Annotated in this window: 14 protein-coding genes; 3 read left to right on the top strand and 11 right to left on the bottom strand. The window is 74.5% G+C overall.

Going from position 1 to position 16,586, the window contains the following annotated elements; genetic code table 11:
• Positions 1-155: 155 nt before the first annotated feature.
• Positions 156-1,322, top strand: coding sequence for a non-hydrolyzing UDP-N-acetylglucosamine 2-epimerase (gene wecB, locus ACWEF6_RS03230; protein ID WP_449681409.1), 1,167 nt, complete (start codon positions 156-158; stop codon positions 1,320-1,322).
• Here the strand turns inward: wecB and ACWEF6_RS03225 are convergent.
• Complete coding sequence (locus ACWEF6_RS03225) at positions 1,295-2,602, bottom strand: NAD(P)/FAD-dependent oxidoreductase (protein WP_449681408.1); 1,308 nt, start codon at positions 2,600-2,602, stop codon at positions 1,295-1,297. The two genes, wecB and ACWEF6_RS03225, sit on opposite strands and share 28 nt — an antisense overlap.
• Positions 2,603-2,606: 4 nt before the next feature.
• A complete protein-coding gene (locus ACWEF6_RS03220) occupies positions 2,607-3,437 on the bottom strand; it encodes a glycosyltransferase (protein WP_449681407.1) in 831 nt (276 codons plus the stop codon).
• Positions 3,438-3,742: 305 nt separating this feature from the next.
• Between ACWEF6_RS03220 and ACWEF6_RS03215 the strand changes: the two genes are divergently transcribed.
• A complete protein-coding gene (locus ACWEF6_RS03215) occupies positions 3,743-5,173 on the top strand; it encodes an exopolysaccharide biosynthesis polyprenyl glycosylphosphotransferase (protein ID WP_449681406.1) in 1,431 nt (476 codons plus the stop codon).
• A complete protein-coding gene (locus ACWEF6_RS03210; RefSeq protein ID WP_449681405.1) occupies positions 5,155-6,516 on the top strand; it encodes a putative glycoside hydrolase family 15 protein in 1,362 nt (453 codons plus the stop codon). The genes ACWEF6_RS03215 and ACWEF6_RS03210 overlap by 19 nt, the downstream gene beginning before the upstream one ends.
• Before the next feature lie 191 nt (positions 6,517-6,707).
• Here the strand turns inward: ACWEF6_RS03210 and ACWEF6_RS03205 are convergent, their stop codons facing one another.
• From ACWEF6_RS03205 to ACWEF6_RS03165, 9 genes are read right to left on the bottom strand one after another with little or no spacing between them, the layout of a single operon-like run.
• A complete protein-coding gene (locus ACWEF6_RS03205; protein WP_449681404.1) occupies positions 6,708-7,832 on the bottom strand; it encodes a glycosyltransferase family 4 protein in 1,125 nt (374 codons plus the stop codon).
• Entirely contained in the window at positions 7,829-8,938 is a 1,110-nt protein-coding gene (locus tag ACWEF6_RS03200; protein WP_449681403.1) for a glycosyltransferase, read from the bottom strand. The genes ACWEF6_RS03205 and ACWEF6_RS03200 overlap by 4 nt, the downstream gene beginning before the upstream one ends.
• Positions 8,935-10,359 (bottom strand): oligosaccharide flippase family protein, encoded by a 1,425-nt coding sequence (locus ACWEF6_RS03195; RefSeq protein ID WP_449681402.1) that lies wholly within the window; start codon positions 10,357-10,359, stop codon positions 8,935-8,937. The genes ACWEF6_RS03200 and ACWEF6_RS03195 overlap by 4 nt, the downstream gene beginning before the upstream one ends.
• Positions 10,356-11,591, bottom strand: coding sequence for a glycosyltransferase 87 family protein (locus ACWEF6_RS03190; protein WP_449681401.1), 1,236 nt, complete (start codon positions 11,589-11,591; stop codon positions 10,356-10,358). Before ACWEF6_RS03190 ends, ACWEF6_RS03195 begins: the two co-directional genes overlap by 4 nt.
• Positions 11,588-12,436: a hypothetical protein gene (locus ACWEF6_RS03185; protein WP_449681400.1), complete on the bottom strand. Its 849-nt coding sequence runs from the start codon at positions 12,434-12,436 to the stop codon at positions 11,588-11,590. Before ACWEF6_RS03185 ends, ACWEF6_RS03190 begins: the two co-directional genes overlap by 4 nt.
• Positions 12,433-13,476, bottom strand: coding sequence for a glycosyltransferase (locus ACWEF6_RS03180; protein ID WP_449681399.1), 1,044 nt, complete (start codon positions 13,474-13,476; stop codon positions 12,433-12,435). The genes ACWEF6_RS03185 and ACWEF6_RS03180 overlap by 4 nt, the downstream gene beginning before the upstream one ends.
• Positions 13,451-14,686, bottom strand: coding sequence for an O-antigen ligase family protein (locus tag ACWEF6_RS03175; RefSeq protein WP_449681398.1), 1,236 nt, complete (start codon positions 14,684-14,686; stop codon positions 13,451-13,453). Before ACWEF6_RS03175 ends, ACWEF6_RS03180 begins: the two co-directional genes overlap by 26 nt.
• Positions 14,683-15,648, bottom strand: a complete 966-nt coding sequence (locus tag ACWEF6_RS03170; RefSeq protein ID WP_449681397.1) for a polysaccharide deacetylase family protein — start codon at positions 15,646-15,648, stop codon at positions 14,683-14,685. The genes ACWEF6_RS03175 and ACWEF6_RS03170 overlap by 4 nt, the downstream gene beginning before the upstream one ends.
• Complete coding sequence (locus ACWEF6_RS03165) at positions 15,645-16,481, bottom strand: hypothetical protein (protein ID WP_449681396.1); 837 nt, start codon at positions 16,479-16,481, stop codon at positions 15,645-15,647. Before ACWEF6_RS03165 ends, ACWEF6_RS03170 begins: the two co-directional genes overlap by 4 nt.
• Positions 16,482-16,586 lie beyond the last annotated feature (105 nt).

Below are 16,586 nucleotides of genomic sequence, written 5' to 3'. Positions count from 1 at the left end.
CCGTCCTGTCCGGTATTCCGATCGCGGTCAGTCTAGGGCGTCCGCAATTCCACCGGGCGACACCGTGTCGTCACACGATCGACTGAGTGTCCCGCGGTTTCCGGGTTCCGGTCAGTAGCGTGCGGCGAACTCCCCGCCCGAAAGGACCGCACCGCATGTCGACGACCACCGCAGATTTCCGTGGAGCCGGCTCGCCGGCCGTGGGGCCCGCCGGAACCGGGGGGATCACGCTGGTCTGCGGCACGCGGCCGGAACTGATCAAGCTGGCGCCGCTGATGCGGGTGTTCGGCGACGAGTGCGCCGTCGTCTACACGGGACAGCACTACGACCGCTCGCTGTACTCGCGCATCCGCGCGGATCTGCCGCCGTCCGACCGGTTCCACGAACTCGGCGTGGGTGCCGGCCGCCGCGGCGGCCAGCTCGGCCGGACGATCAGCGCGGTCGACGAGGTCCTCGCGGACCGGCCCGGCCGGGCGGTGATCGTCCAGGGCGACACGACATCGGCGCTCGCCGGCGCGCTGGCGGCCAACGCGCACGACCTCCCGCTGGTGCACGTCGAGGCCGGGCTGCGCAGCCACGACCGGGCGATGCCGGAGGAGCACAACCGGGTGCTGATCGACCACCTCGCCGACCTGTGCTGCGCGCCGACCGAGCTCAACCGGACTCACCTGCTGGCGGAAAACGTGCCGGAGGACCGGATCACCGTCACCGGCAACACCGTCGTCGAGGCACTGCAGGCCGCGCTGCCGTCCACAGAGGACCGCCGGGCGGTGCTGTCGGCCCGGGGCCTGGAGCGCGACCGCTTCGTCCTGGCGACGATCCACCGCCCGGAGAACGTCGACGACGCCGCGCGGCTGGCGGTGATCCTGCACGAGCTGGGCCGCCTGCCGCTGCCGGTGGTGTTCCCGCTGCACCCGCGCACGGCCAAGAGCATCGACCGGTTCGGCCTGCGGCACCTGCTGGAGCCGCTGGTCGAGCTGGAGCCCCAGGCCTACCCGGCGTTCCTCGCACTGGCCGCGGAGGCGGCGGTCCTCGTGTCGGACTCCGGTGGCATCCAAGAGGAAGCAAGTGTCCTCAAACGACCGGTGGTGGTGGTCCGGCGCAGCACGGAGCGCCCGGAGATCGCCGGCACGTTCGGCACCCGGGTGCTCCCCGGCCCGGGCATCGGCGCGGAGGTGGCCCGCTGGCTCGACGACGTGGCCGCCCACCGCGAGCGCCTCCACCACCTCCCCTCCCCGTACGGCGACGGATCCGCCGCCACCCGCATCGCGACGGCCCTCGCCGCCCTCCTCGATCAGCGAGCCGGGGCGGCGGCGGGCTGATCCGCCAGCAAGGAGACCACGTCGTTGGCCAGCCGGACGCTCGAGTTCCAGCTCGTGACGTCCGGGTAGACGTGGGCGGTGGTGGCCAGCAGTAGTCCGGTTCCCTCGACCGTCACCGGCGGGCGCTGGGCCAGGTATCCCAGCGGGTACACCGGTTCCACGAACGGTGCCTTGAACACCCGGACCTCCTCGACGTCGTCCGCGCCGAGCTGCGGGTACAGCTGTCGCAGCTGTGCCGTCCAGCGCGCCGCGATCGCCGTGTCGTCGTCGCGGTACAGCGGGGAGCCGCGGTCCGTGTAGTGCATGACGTACGCCAGGTGGCGGCCGTCGTGCACGCCGGCCAGCGCGGACATCGCCACGACGCCGTCGAACTCCGTGCCCGAGTGCAGTACCGGTGTCCAGTAGTGCTCGGTGACCGGCTTCCGGAGGAAGAACACGCCGTTGACCACGCCCTGGTAGGGCAGCTCCACCTGGGGCAACCGGGCGGCGAGCGCGTCGTCGGCGATGCGCCGCAGCAACGGCAGCGGCACCGTCGAGATCACGTGGTCGGCTTCCAGGACCTCGCCGTCGGCCAGGGTGACGACCGAACGGCCGTCGCCGCTGCTCAGCCGCCGGACGGGCGTCGACGTGCGCACCACGCCGCCCTCGCGCGAAATCGACGTCCGCAGGGCGTCGATGATCGCCTTGTAGCCGCCGTCCGGGTAGCCGCGGGTGGCGACGTTGCGCTCGCGGCCGAGCCGCTGCCACAGGTACAGCGCCGGCACGTCCCCGAACGACGGCCCGAACTTCGAGCCGAACATCGGCGCGAAGAGCCGCTCCCAGACGACGCCGCCGTAGAGCCCGCGCAGCCAGTCCTCGGTGCGGAGCGTGTCGAGGTCGCGGCCCTGCCCCAACCGGCGCAGCAGCAGCGAAACCACGCCGAAGCGCACGCGGTCGTGCAGCCGCAGCGGGGAGAAGCGGAGCAGGTCGAGCGGGGAGTTGAAACCGTGGTGGCGGCCGTCGACGACCATGCCCATCGTCGTCTCCCGCCACCGCACCGCGTCCCGCAGGCCGACTTCGCCCAGCAGGGCCAGCAGGCTCGCGTCCGACGGCATGATGCAGTGGTAGAAGCGCTCGATCCACCGGTCGCCGTGGGCGAAGAACGTGCCGAGGCCGCCGAGCTGGTCGCTGCTCTCCAGCAGGGTGACGCGGGTGCCGCGGCGGGCGAGGCGGTGGGCGGCGGCGAGGCCGCAGATGCCGCCGCCGATCACGGCGACGTGCGGGGAGTCGGGAGAGGTCACCGGGTCACAGCTTCCGGTAGGGCGCCGGGCTGAGCCGGTCGCGGGCGAGCAGTTTCAGGTATTGCACGACGGTCCGCCGCAGCTTCAGCTTGCTCGGCCCCTGTTTGCGGTCGTACCGCAGGGCCAGCGGGACCTCGGTGATCACCGGGCGGCAGTGGCGCAGCTTGAGCAGCAGCTCCACCATGCAGGCGAACCCCTGCTCCTCGATGAGCCGCTCGCCCCAGTGCGCCGACGCCCGCGCCAGCAGCGACGCCCGGTAGGCGCGGTAGCCGCTGGTGAAGTCCCGGACGCCGTCGACGTCGAGGGCGCGGTGGAACAGCTGGGCCGCGCCGCGCGAGAGCAGCCGCCGCCCGAACGGGGCGGTGCGGTCGTCGCCGCCCGGGACGAACCGGGAGCAGATGGCGACGTCCGCGCCGGCGGTGATCTCCGCCTGCAGCGCGCGGATCAGCGACGGGTCGTGCGTGTCGTCGGCGTCCATCACGACGACGACGTCGTCGGGGCCGGCTTCCTCCAGCGCCGCCCGGAGCCCGGACTGCACCGCGCGGCCGAGCCCGAGGTTCACCAGGTGCCGCACGACGCGGACGTCGAGCCCGCAGTAGCCGGCCTCGGCCACCGCGACGGTGGCGTCGGCCGAACCGTCGTCGACGACCCAGACGGTGACCTCTTCGGTGCGGGCCACGTCGGCGAGCCGGTGCAGCAGCGGCGGCAGGGACGCTTCTTCGTTGAACGCGGGCAGCACGACGTGCGCCCGTCCGCCGGTCCGGCCCGCGGTGGGGTCTCCTCCGGTGCGGTCCGGTTCGGACAGTGTGGCCAGGGTGGTCTCTTCGCGTGCCACGGTTCCCCTCGTCTCGTCTTTGCGCATCACCCGGCCGGAATCGGGTTTCGTGCGGCCGTCGAGTCCTATTCGGCTATGTTGTGTGGTTTCTTTAGTGGCCCCGGAAGTCCCTCGGAAGGATGCGTGTCATCAGAATTACTTGGTGTTCCCGAAAATCACCGGATCGGGTTGGTGGGCCGCCCCGATCGAGTGCATTTCCGGGGACGCGCGGAAAAATTCACCCGATCGAGCCGGTGTTGCCTCGAATGGCTGAGTCGTGAAGAAAGCGAGAATGGAATCCTCATGTCAAGTAGAGGTCGAGACCGGTGACTGAACTCAGAGACACGGTCGTCACCGAAGCGGTGCCGGCGCAGCGGCGCGTCCGCACGGGCGACCGGCCGCGCGACGCCGTCCGCTCCCGCCCGTTCCTCGCCCGGGTCAACGCCGTGGCCGTGCTGCTCGTCGCCGTCGACGGCGCCGCCTGGCTGACCGCGGTGCTGCGGACCGGGCCCGGCCCGGCGTGCGCGGTGGTGACCGCCGCGGCCCTCGCCGGGGCGCGCGTGGCCGGCCGCGTCCACCGCCGCCGCCTCTGGCTGTCCTGGCTGCAGGACCTCCCGCGTTCGGTCACCGCCACCGCACTGGCGTTCGCGCTCGTCACCGGGTTCGGCCTGGTGGCCGGGGTGGACGGCGACGACACGGCCCGGATGCAGGAGGTCGTGCTGTGCTTCGCCGTGCTCAGCGAGGCCGTCCGCCCGGCCGTCTTCGCGTTCGGCCGGTGGGGGCGGCGCCGGCTGCGGCGCTGCGACCGGGCCGTCGTCGTGGGGTCCGGCCGGATCGGCGGCGAACTGGTCCGCACCATGCTGGAGCACCCCGAATTCGGGCTGCTGCCGGTCGGCGTCGCGGCGTCCGGCCGGGAGCCGGTGCCGTCCGGGCTGCCGGTCGAGCGGATCGACGGCGACCTCACCGGGGCCATCACCCGGCTGCGCGCGGGCACGGTGATCCTCGCCCCGGCCGACGACCGCGACCACGCGATCGTCGACGCCGCCATCACCGCCCACCGCCTCGGGTGCGTCACCCTGGTGCTGCCGCACCTGTTCGAGCTCTGCCCGGACGGCCCGGGCGTCGACCGCCTCCGCAGCTACCCGCTGGTGTGGCTGGGCGGCGCGCCGACCCGGCGGCCGAGCTGGTGGGTCAAGCGCGCGGTCGAGACGGCGCTGGCCGCGGCCGCGCTCGTCGTCCTCGCCCCGGTCATCGCGGTCTGCGCGCTCGCGGTCGCGGTGGAGAGCGGGTTCCCGGTGTTCTTCCGGCAGGTGCGGGTCGGGATGGACGGCGGCACGTTCGTCCTGTTCAAGCTGCGCAGCGTCCGGCAGGCCGCCGTCGACGATTCGCAGACGCGCTGGTCGGTCGCGGGGGACCACCGGGTCGGCCCGGTCGGCCGCTTCCTGCGCCGGTCCTCTTTGGACGAACTGCCGCAGCTGTGGAACGTCGTGCGCGGTGACATGTCGCTGGTCGGCCCGCGGCCCGAGCGGCCGGTGTTCGTGCACGAGTTCTCCGCCGTCCACGACCTGTACTGGGCCCGGCACCGGGTGCCGACCGGGCTGACCGGGCTGGCGCAGGTGCACGGCCTGCGCGGGGACACCTCGATCGCGGACCGGGCGCGCTACGACAACTACTACATCGCGAACTGGTCGTTGTGGCTCGACGTCAAGATCATCATCCTCACGGTGGGAGAACTGCTGTGCCGAAGGCAACGCTGAGCCGCCGTCGCCCGGCGGCGTCCTGGACGGCCACGGTGGTGCTGCTGGCGAGCTGCCTGGCCGGCTGCGTCGCCAGCTCGGCGCAGGAGCTCGCCGCGCCGCCGCCGAAGCCCCTGGCGCCCTGCGCGTGGTGGTACGGGATCGGCCAGCCGCCGACGGCGCAGGAGATCGAGCTCGCGGCCAAGCGCTACCAGGTCGTCGTGCTCAACGCCGACCAGGGCGCGGCCATGCGCCGGCTGCACCAGCTCAACCCGCGGGTGAAGGTGCTGGTGTACAAGGACCTGTCGAGCACTCGCAACTATGCGGGCGCGGTCGACAGCGGCCAGGACGCGGTGTTCCTGCCGAGCGGGATCGGGTACGTCGCCGCGCAGGAGCACCACCCGGAGTGGTTCGCCCAGGACGTCAACGGCCGCCGGATCGAGTGGCAGGGCTACCCGAAGCACTGGCAGATGACGGTGTGGAACCAGGACTACCAGCAGGCCTGGACCGACGCCGTCGTCGCGGAAGTGAAGCGCGAGGGCTGGGACGGCGTCCTCGCGGACAACGACTTCAACTCCCTGAGCCACTACTCGTCCGCGGTGCTGGCGGGCACGGCGAACGTCACGGAGACCGACCGCAAGCTCCGCGACGGCCTGGACGCGTTCCTGGCCAAGGCCGGCGACGCCCTGACGAACGCGGACAAGCTCCTGGTGCCCAACGTGTCCGAGACGCACCTGGTGCCGGGCCGCTGGACCGCCCACTCCCGCTTCGGCGGCGCGATGGAGGAGAACTTCGGCTTCCGCGAGAACGGCGGCACCGGCGGGTTGCTGACGTTCCGCGGCAACGAGTTCCAGGAACTGCGCGCGCAGGCGGCGCTCGGCGAGTCCCTGTTGCTGCTGGTGACGCGGACACACAACGCGCGTGAGGAGCGGTCCGGTTACGCGAGCGCGGCGTTGCTGGCGGGCCCGCGCACGTGCTGGACCCGCGCGACGACGGACGACTACCGCGACCCGGAGTGGTCGACGCTGCAGGATTCCGGGCTCGGCGAAGCGGTCGACGCGGCGAGCCGGCTGCCCAACGGCGTCTGGAGCCGCACGTTCACCAACGGCTGGGTCGCGGTCAACCCGACGGCGTCCAGCCAGACGGTGGTCCCCCCGGAGGGCCTCGTCAAGCCCGGCGCACCCCCGACCCCCACTTCGTCCCCCACGTCTTCACCCACCCCCACCACAACTTCGGCCCCACCCCCGCTCACCATCGAAGCCGCGGACGCGGTCGTCCTGGTCGACCCGCGCCAGCTGGTGAAGCGAGGAGCCTGGCGAGTCACCCGCGACGAGTTCCGAGTCGGCCGCCTCTGGGCCCGCTGACCCGTGTCGCCTCCAATCACGCGAGTTCCGGCCCGAATCACGCGAGTTCCGGCCCGGATCACGCGAGTTCCGGCCCGAATCACGCGAGTTCCGGCTCGGATCACGCGAGCTCGGGCTCGGATCACGCGAGTTCCGGCCCGAATCACGCGAGTTCCGGTGTCTGGAGGGGCATCACCCGTGATCGGAGGGCATCACGCGTGATTGAAGGGTCGACACGATGTCGTCAGCTTCTCGTAGAGGTCGAGGTGACGGCGGGCGCAGGACTCCGGGCGGTAGCGGGCGTGGGCGCGTTCGGCGAGGAGACGGCCGAGCCGGCCCGGGTCCGGCTCGGCGAACAGGGCGCGTAGGCGCTCGGCCAGGGCCGGGACGTCGCCCGGCGGGGCGAGGAACGCGGGGCCGCCCGGGACGTCGAGCATCGCGGGGACGCCGCCGGTGGCCGTCGCCAGGACCGGCTTGCCCGCCGCCATCGCTTCGGCCACCACCAGCGGCTGTTGCTCCATTGTGGACGGCAGGACCAGCGCGTCGGCGGCCGCCAGCAGCGCCGGGACGTCCGGCCGGAAGCCGAGGAACGTCACGCGCCCCGCCAGCGGCTCCTGCCGCGCGGCCCGCTCCGCCGCCGCCCGCTCCGGGCCGTCGCCGACCACCGTCAGCCGCGCGTCGGAAGGCAGCACGCCCGGGAGGGACAACGCCGCCAGCAGGTCGAGCAACCCCTTGCGCTCCACCAGAAGCCCGGCGAAGACGAGGTGCCGCACCGGACCCCGCGGCGGGGACGGCGAGGCCTCGGCGACGCAGTTGTCGACGTGCACGATCCGCCGCTCGGGCACCCGCAGGCGACGGCGCAGGAACGCCCCCATCGCGGCAGCCGGCACGATCGTCCGGTCCAGGATCCGCGCGACGACGGCGTCCGCGGCCAGCACCGTCCGCGTGTACGCCGACGGCCCCGCGGCTCCCCGCACACCCCGGAACCACGGCTCCGCGACGTCGTCGGGCACGCCGTGGTAGGTCTGGACCAGAGCCGGGCCGCGCCCGAACCGCAGGCCGGCGATCACCAGCCCCGCGCGCCGGTCCTGCGCGTGCACGACGTCGGGCCGCCACGCCCGCAGCGCCGCCCGCGCCCGGCCCGCCGCGGCGAGGTCCTCCTTGTCGGCCACCGCGAGTTCCTCGTGGAGGCCGTCGAGCAGCGAAGCTCCCCGCGCGGGCACGGGACCGAAGACGCGGACGTCGTGGCCGTCGGCGGCCAGCGTCGCGGCCAGCCGGACGGTGACGTCCACCGGGCCGCCGCGGTCCTGGGTGAGCAGATAGGCGATGCGGGTCACGAGAGGCGCTCCGACGGGGTGAGTTTGTCGACGAGGGCGGCGATCTGGTCGGTCATCCGCCCCCGGTCGAAGGACAGTTCCACGCGCCGGCGGCCGAGTTCGCCTTCGCGCCGGGCCAGCGCGGGTTCGGCCAGCCGCGCGGCGACGGCCTCGGCGAGCAGGCCGACGTCACCGGGCGGCACCATCGCGCCCGCGTTGGCGACGCTCTGGCGCATCCCGCCGACGTCGAACCCGACGATCGGCCGCGCGCACGCCATGGCTTCCAGCGGCACCAGCGCCATGCCTTCGGCACGCGAGGGCAGGACGACGACGTCCGCGGCGGTGTACCAGGTCGCGGGGTCGTCGGTGTGGCCCGGCCAGTGCACGGACGCGTGCCCCGCGACCGGGTGCCGCTCCCGCCAGAGCGGGCCCATCGGGCCGTCGCCGGCGAGGACGAGCTGCGCGTCCGGCAGCCACCGGAGCACCGCGGGCCACGCCGACAGCAGCTGGTCCTGGCCCTTGAGCTCGGCGAGCCGGCCGAGGCAGACGGCGATGGGCGCGTGTTCCGGCAGCCCGAGCCGCCGGCGCGCGGCGGCCCGGTCACCGGGGACGAACCGGGTGGTGTCGACGCCGTTGCAGACGACCTCCGCCTCGGCGGTCACCCCGGCGGCCCGCCCGGAAACGAGCTCGTCGTCGCTCACGCACACGAGAAGGTCGGTCCACCGCGAAGCGAACCGCTCCCACGCGGCGGACGCGCGCAGCAGCGGCCCGCTCGCCGACTCGAAGGACCACATGTGGGGCTGGAACACCGTGGGCCGTGAGCCGCGCACGGCCAGCCGCCCGGCCAGCCCGGCCTTGGAGCTGTGCAGGTGGACGACGTCGGGGTCGAGGCCGGCGAGCAGCCGGCGCAGCCGCAACGCTTCGGTGAACGAGCCGGGCCCGGGCGAGCGGCCGGCGGACCAGCTGCGCAGGGCGACCCCGTGCTCGCGCGCGCGGTCGGGGAGCCAGCCGGACGGCGGGCAGGCGATGGTGACCGACCACCCGCGATCGCGTTGGGCGACGGCGAGTTCCAGCACGACCGCGGCGACCCCGGCGGTGACCGGCTGGGTGACGTGCACGAGCTTCACCGGAGCCCTCCTCGCCGCAGTTCGGCGAGCGCACTGCGCTGCAACATCACCGTCGCCCCGGCGTACCCGGCGACGAGCACCACCGCCTCCGCCACCACCCCCGGCAGCGAGCCTCCGAACCACCGTCCGGCCACCACCGCCGGCACCGCGCCCGCCACGCAGGCCAGCGCCACGCGAACCGCCATCCCGCCCAGCTCCGCCACCGGCGGCGCCACGCCCACCCCGGCCAGCACCCGCCACGCGACCGGCACCACCAGCCACGCGGCCGCGAGCTGCACGACCGACACCGCCCCGATCCCGGCGTGCGTCAGCACCACCAGCCCCACCGCGAGCAACACCAGGTGCGTCGTCTCGAGCGCCAGATACCGCCGCACGTGCCCGGTCGCTTTCACCGCCTGGTACCAGATCTGCAGCAGGCAGATCCCCACGCCGTAGCCCGACAGCAGCACCAGCGGCCCGGCCGCCCCCGCCCAGCGCTCGCCCAGCAGCATGACGTGGCCGGCGAGGACCGCGAGCGCCAGGTACAGCCCGCCGGTCACCACGAGGACGGCCCGGGTGAACCGCGCGACCGCCCCGGCGAGCGGCGCCCCTTCGCGCCGCAGCCGCGTGAACACCGGGAACGCGACCGCGCCGAGCACGACCGCCACCATGATGTACGGCACCCACGCCAGCCGGTACGCCAGCGAGTAGACGCCGACCGCGTCCGGCCCGAGCGCGTGTCCTACCGCGAAGTAGTCGACGTTCACCAGCAGCGCGCCCACGACCGCCGCCGGCCCGACCACGGCCACCCAGCCCAGGACTTCGTGCGCGGCCGCGGTGTCCCAGCACGGCCGGACGCCACCGCGGGCGAGCGCGCCGAACAACGGCTGCGACACCGCCGTGGCGAGCAGGCCGAGCACCAGCGACAGCGGCCCGGCGCCGGACACGGCGAGCACGACCGTCAGCACCGCGCCCAGCACCGCGCTGCCGCCGTCGGGCAACAGCCGCCGCCGGAAGTCGAGCTCGCGGTGCATCAAGCCCATCTGCACCCCGCCCGCCGCCGAGAACGGCAGGCCGAGCGCGGCCAGCCGGACCAGCCCGGCGGCGTCCGGCGTGCCGAGCAACGCCGTGAGCGGACCGGCCAGAGCCACCAGCGCCACGGCCAGGACGAGCCCGGCGCCGACGCTCAGCGTGAGCACCGTGCCCGCCGTCCGGCGCGGGTCGCGTTCGGTGCGCCCGATGACGTCGTAGACGCCGATCGACTGGACGACCTGGCCGAGGTTCACCAGCGCCACCGCGAGCGCCACGGCGCCGAGCTGGCCCTCGGTGAGCAGGGCGGCCAGCACCAGCGTGACCAGCATCTGGCTGCTCTTGCTGACGAGGTTGACCACGCCCAGCCACAGCGAGCCGCGGACCGCGCGGGTCCCGAGCGCGGCCGTCACGCGGCCCTCCTCGCGGCGACCACGGCGAGCACCCACGCCACGACCACCGCGGCCCCGTCCACGGTCACCGACGTCCGCGGCCCCAGCAATCTGTCCACTGTGTACAGATGGGCGAAGGGGACGGCGAGCGCGAGGACGGCCAGTCCGCCCGCACCCCACCCGGGTTCGCCCCGGTGGCGCCACCACAGCGCGGCCACCACGGCCATCGCGGGCACGGCGATCAGCACGTCACCGGGCTGGTGCACCACGCAGACGACCACGGCGAGGAGGGTCAGCAGATCGGCGACCGGCTCGTTCGCGCGCCGGACGAGCAGCGCGCTCGCGACGAGCACCCCGGCCAGCACCAGCAGCTCGGAGGGCGTCCAGCCGGTGACGCGGAAGACCACCGCGGCGACGTCGATGCGTTGCGCGGTCACGGAATCGACGGCGCCGTAGTCGGTGCCGCGGGCGTGGGCGAGGTTCGCGAGGACGACGTCGACGAACGGCCCGATGCCGCCCCCGCGCACCACGAGGAGCACGACGACCGGCAGGCTGGCGGCCGCGGCGATGGCGGTGCCCAGCAGCGCGACCCGTCGCGAGCCGCGGGCGAACAGCAGGACGGCCAGCGGGAAACCGTACTGCGGCTTGAGCCAGGCGAGCGCGAGGGCGACGGCCGCCCACCCGGGCCGGTCGCGCCGGGCGAGCAGGGCCCCGGCGGCGCCGAGGGCGATCAGCGGGTTGATCTGGCCGACGTAGAGCTGCGCCTTGCCGACCTGGCTGGTCACGAGCAGCGCGGAGACGACGGCGGTGGTGACGCCGAACGGCACCGGAACGTACCGCCGGACGGCGTGCGCGGTCAGCGCGGCGAGCGCGACGAGCAGCAGCAGCGAGAAGAGGGTGAACGCGACCGCGCCGACCCGGTAGCCGGGCAGGGCGAACGGGGCGTGCAGGATGAGGTGGTAGGGCTGGTAAAGGTTGAAGTCCTGGCGCACCGGCCAGTGCGCGAACATCGCGGCCGGGTCGTAGGGGTTGCCACCGGCGAGGAACTCGCGGATGGGGAAGTAGAGGGCGTCCCGGAAGTCCTGCAACCGCTCTTCGCCCGCGACGGCGGGGGTGGGCAGCGGGACCTGCCACGCGGGGGAGACGGCGTGCCAGGCGCTCACCACCCCGGCGAGCGTCGCGAGGAGCAGGACGAGACGCTGCTTGGGGGACATGCCGCGCTGTTCAAGGGCAACGCTCGGCTTCGAGGTCATGCCAGCACCACCGCCACCAGCACCGCGTCCACCGGCAGCACCCCGACCGCCGCGGTCAGCTCGGCCTGGTCGCGCCCACCCGTCGTCACCGCGACCACCGAGGCGCCCTCGCCGCTCTCCTCCGGCAGCCCCGCCGCCAGCTTGGCCGCGACCTCGGTCAACGACGGGGTCACCGGCACCACTCGCACCGGCCGTCCGGCCGCGCGGCACAGCACCGCCAGCCGGTCCGCCGCCGACGGGTCCTCCTCCCGCAGCACCGCCACCGGGCGACGCACGCCCGCCGCCGCCAACGCCCGGCGCACCGGGCCGGGGCCCGCGCCGCCCGGTGTCAACCGGCGCACGGCCGTCGTCGCCAGGCCCGCGGCGACCGCGCCCACCAGGGCCAAGCCGCCCACCAGCCGCACGTCCGGGGCCACCGTGACCACGTCGGGCCGCGCGTCCAGCGTCCGCAGCTTCCCGGCCGGCGCCAGCAGATCCGCGTCGATCATCGCCTTGCCCAGTGCCATCGCCGCGGCTCCGGCTTGCTCGGCCGAGGGCGCCCGCACCGACAGCCGCGCCAGGCCCGAGGCCGGGACCAGCTCGACCGCCACGTGCCCGGCCAGCTCGTCCGCGCTGTACCCCGAAACCGGGGCCGCCGCCGCGAGCACGGACGGGCTGCGGGCCAGTTCCACCACCGCCGGCAGCGCCAGCGACACGACCTCGCCGTACGGCGCACCGTCCGCCGCGGCGGGGGCGGCGAGCAGGCTCACCCGGCCCTGGTACTCGGCGCCGCGGGTCAGGCCGACGACCAGCACGAGCGCACCCACCAGCAGCGCCACGACGACGCTGGAAACCACGGACTTCATCGGGCACCTCGGAGCAATTCGTCGTAGGACTTCATGAGCGTGTGCGGGTCGTAATCGCGTTCGATGGCCCGGATTCCCTCAGCACCAACGGTTTCTCGCGTGGCCGGGTCGAACAGCAAGCGATCGAGCGCGGCCGCCGTCGCGGCCGGATCCGCGGGCGGCACCACGAGCCCGCCACCCCCGGCGAGCACCCCGCCGATCCCGCCGACGTCCGTCGCGACCACCGGCCGCCCGGCCGCCATCGACTCCAGGACCGCCAGCGGCAGGCCCTCCCAGTCGCTGGTCAGCACCGTCACGTCGGCCGCGGCCAAGAGGTCCGGCACGTCCGCGCGCGTCCCGAGGAACTCGACCCGGCGGCCCAGCGCCGCGGCCCGGCGCTCCAGCTCCGGACGCAGGCTGCCGTCGCCGGCCAGCCACAGCACGGCGTCGCCGTCGACCGCGGCCCAGGCGTCCAGCAGCACGTCGTGCCGCTTCTGCGGTTCGAGCCGGGCCAGGCAGAGCGCGACCGGCGTCCGCGAAGGGACGCCCAGCGACGCGCGGATCTCCGCGCGCCCGAACACCGGCGTCCTCGGGAACACGGCGTTGGGGATGACCACCGGACGCTGCAGTCCCGACGCCGTCAGCCGGTCCGCGGTGGCCTGCGAGACCGCGACGACCGCGCCGGACGTGCGGCGCAGGATCCGGGCCGCCGCGGCGTAGTCCGGCTCGGCCACGCCGTGGAAGACGGTGATCGGCCGGCGTCCGGCCAGGCGGGTCACCAAGCTCGCGCCGACGTTGTGGGCCAGCACGACGTCGGGCCGGAACCGCGAAATCGCCCGGCGGGTCGCCCAGGCCGCCTTCAGCACACCCGTCTTGCTGCGGCGGGCGAGCGGCACCGGGAACGTCGGCACGCCGGCCGCGGCGAGCGCGTCGGCGCGGAAGCCCCCGCCGCTGGCGACGGCGGACACCCAGCCGTACTCCTCGCCGCGGGTCACCATGCCGGCCACGAGCGTCTCCGCTCCGCCCGCCCCCATCTCACTGATCACGTGCAGCACCCGCATCGGCGCTCCCCTCTCCTTCTCGAACCCGGGCTTCGGCCGCGACGGCGAGCGCGGCCAGCGACCACAACGGCAGGTAGTACTGCTCGGACAGGAACGTCGAGGTGACCAGCACGGCGAGCAGGGACGCCTGGATCGCGACCGCTTCCGTCCGCCGCGGCCCGGGGCCGGCCTGCCGGACCGTCCGCTCGCTCGCCACCGCGGCGACGCCGACCACACCGGCGAACAGCGCGAACCCGGGCAGGCCGAGTTCCGCGGCGACCTCGAGGTACATGTTGTGCGCCACCGGGGTCTGCTCGTCGACCTCGGCGTTGTGCGACTCGGCGGCGTAGTGCTCGCGGAACCCGCCGGGGCCGACGCCGAGCCCCGGCCGGCCGGTCAGCATCCGGGCCGCCGCCTGCCAGCGCAGCTCCCGGGTGTCCACATTGGTCGCCGCGATGAAGCTCTTCTCCTGCAGCGCCCGGTCCAGCTGCGGCCCGGCGAACAGCAGCGCGCCCAGCCCCAGCCCGGCGACCGCGACGGCCGCGGCGGCGAGCACCCGCCACGGCAGCACGCGGCGCAGCAGCAGCCAGCCGACCGCGGCGGTCAGGCCGAGCGCGCCGCCGCGGGAGAACGTCGCCGTCGCGCCGGCCACCAGGACGATGCCCGCGGCGGTCAGGACGAACCCCCGGCCACGGCGGTGCAGGGCCGCGAGCAGCGGGACGGCGGCGACGAGGAAGTAGGCCAGGTCGTTCGGGTCCGGCTGCGGCCCGCTCGCGCGCGCTTCACCCTCGGCGACCAGGCTGTAGAGGGCGCCCGCACCGGCGACGGTGGCGCCGGCGGCCGCGGCCAGCAGCAGCCACCGGATCGGGACCTCGCGGCTCGCGACGTCCGCGAGCACCGCGGTGACCACCAGGAACGGCAGCCAGCGCACGGTGTACTCGGCGGTGAACGCGCCGGCCGCGTGCACGGACGCCGTCGCCGCCAGCACGACCGCGAGCAGCGCCAGGACCGCGTGCAGCGGCGTCGGGCGGGGTGGCTGCCGACGGCGGATCCGCACGACGAGCCAGACGACGACGAGCAGCGCGGGCGCGGCCTTCCCGAGCTGGCTCTGCACGGCCGTCAGGTAGCCCTCGACCGGCGCCAGGGCGACGGTCGCGCATGCGAGGACCCGAAGCAGGGTTGCCTCGACGGTTTCGCGCCGGGCCGGCCGGACGACCGTGACCGGTGTCATCTGCCGAGGTCCAACCTGGTCACCGGCCGGGTCCGCCGCACGGCCGTCCGGCGCACGTACTCCCCGGTAGCGACGACGTCGAAGTGCTCGCGCAGCGCGGAAAGCACCCAGCCGAGCCAGGCCACCTTCCGCGCGCCGGGTGCGGCCATCCCGGGGAAGAACTCCATCCCGGGCGCGTCGGCCGCCCCGAGGACGTCGGTGGGGTGCAGCAGCAGTGACGGCGAGACCCCGCGGACGAGACAGAGCCGCAACGCCGTCCGGAAGTACGCCCGGGCCAGCCGCGGCGAGACCGCGTGCAGCTGCAGGAGGTACGAGCCGTGGATCGGCGTGCGCAGCAGCGGCATCGTCGTCACCGGCAGCTCGACCAGCGCGCTGCCCGCGCACGTCTGCCAGCGGTAGGCGTGCACCGGCGCCAGCACCCGCGAGACGCCGCCGAACAGCTCGTCGAGCCCTTCGTCCGAGCTCTTCGCCGTGCGGTTGTGGTACGCGCGGGCCAGCGGGCCGATCCACGTCGGCAGCGTGCTGGCGTCGTAGGCGTACCCGCGCTCGGCGAGCAGCTCGACCAGGTCGCGCGTGACGCTGTAGCCGGGGCCGCGGAACCCGCTCGGCCGGGGCGCGCCCGCGGCGGCGATCGCCTCTTCGGTGCGGCCGAGCTCGTCTTCCAGACGGTCGCGGGAGTAGCGGTGCAACCAGGGTTCGTGGCCGAAGGAGTGGTTCGCCACCTCGTGCCCGGCCGCGGCGATCCCGGCGACCGCCTTGGCGCCGTCTTCGCGGACGACGTCGGCCCCCACCACGAAGACCGTCGTCGTCAGGCCCTGCTCGCCGAGGATCTCCAGCAGCCGCGGCACCGCGGACGGCAGGAAACTGGGCCGGTCCCGCCAGCCCGGATCACCGTGGGTCTTGAGGTAGGCCCACAGGTTGTCGAGGTCGACCGAGACGCTCGCGAGCGGCCGCGGCGTCACGCGGCTTCCCCGACGAGGGCAGGAGCGGCCGCGCGGGACTGCACGCCGAGCAGCAGGACACCGCACACGACCACGGCGAGCCCGGTGGCGACCCACGGCCCCTGCCCGGCGACGACGTGGTCGCCGAGAGCGGCGATGCCGGTGACCGACGCCAGCACGATCGTGGTCGCGTCCGCGGTGGCCACCACCGCGGCGGCCGGGCCGCGCTGCAGGGCGGTGGCCATCGAAGCCTGGCCGAGCACGGCGGCCGCCAGCATCAGCCAGGTCAGCGGATTTCCCGGCAGAGCCAGCAGATCGAGGTGGGCGAGGGTCCGGCTGGCGACCGCCACGACGGCGAACGCGACGCCGGACAGGACCGCGGCCGGCAGGAACGTCCCCGCCCGGCCCGCCGGGATCATGGCCAGCCCGACCCCGAGCACCACGGCCGCCAGCGCGGCGACCCCGGCGGCCGGGAGGTCCGTCGCGACCGAGGCCGACGACGACCCGGCCAGCACGACCAGCCCGGACGCCAGCAGCACCAGCGTCATCGCCTCCCCGGTGCGGATCCGCCAGCCGAGGACCACGACGCCGAACGCCGTCGCCAGCCCGATCGCCGACGACGACGCGGTCTGGACCAGGTACAGCGGCAGGGAAGCCCGCGCGAAGAACGCGAGCGCGAACCCGCCCACCTGACCGGCGAAACCCAGCAGGTACAGGCGATCGGCGGCGAGCCGGGCCAGCAGCCCCAGTCCCGCGCCCGGCCGGTTGCCCGCCCGCCGCGCGGCGACGCTCTGCGCGACGATCCCCACCGCGTAGAGCACCGCGGACGCCACGAGCACCGCGTAATCCACCACGAACCACTCCTCACGTCCCGCACCGCGAACCGGGTGATCCGGCAAAGCGTAGGAACGCGGAAGTGGCTTCACTTTCGAAGGATGGGGTTCCGCAATTCGTCACGC

Source organism: Amycolatopsis sp. NPDC004772, assembly GCF_053601215.1.
Note: the sequence above shows the minus strand (reverse complement) of the source record. Positions and strands in the feature narration are given on the sequence as shown.

What these genes read in the sequence shown, in the direction of transcription:
- ACWEF6_RS03175 (WP_449681398.1), bottom strand. Translation starts at nt 14,686, where the DNA reads ATGACACCGGTCACGGTCGTCCGGCCGGCCCGGCGCGAAACCGTCGAG.
- ACWEF6_RS03190 (WP_449681401.1), bottom strand. Translation starts at nt 11,591, where the DNA reads ATGACCTCGAAGCCGAGCGTTGCCCTTGAACAGCGCGGCATGTCCCCC.
- wecB (WP_449681409.1), top strand. Translation starts at nt 156, where the DNA reads ATGTCGACGACCACCGCAGATTTCCGTGGAGCCGGCTCGCCGGCCGTG.
- ACWEF6_RS03180 (WP_449681399.1), bottom strand. Translation starts at nt 13,476, where the DNA reads ATGCGGGTGCTGCACGTGATCAGTGAGATGGGGGCGGGCGGAGCGGAG.
- ACWEF6_RS03185 (WP_449681400.1), bottom strand. Translation starts at nt 12,436, where the DNA reads ATGAAGTCCGTGGTTTCCAGCGTCGTCGTGGCGCTGCTGGTGGGTGCG.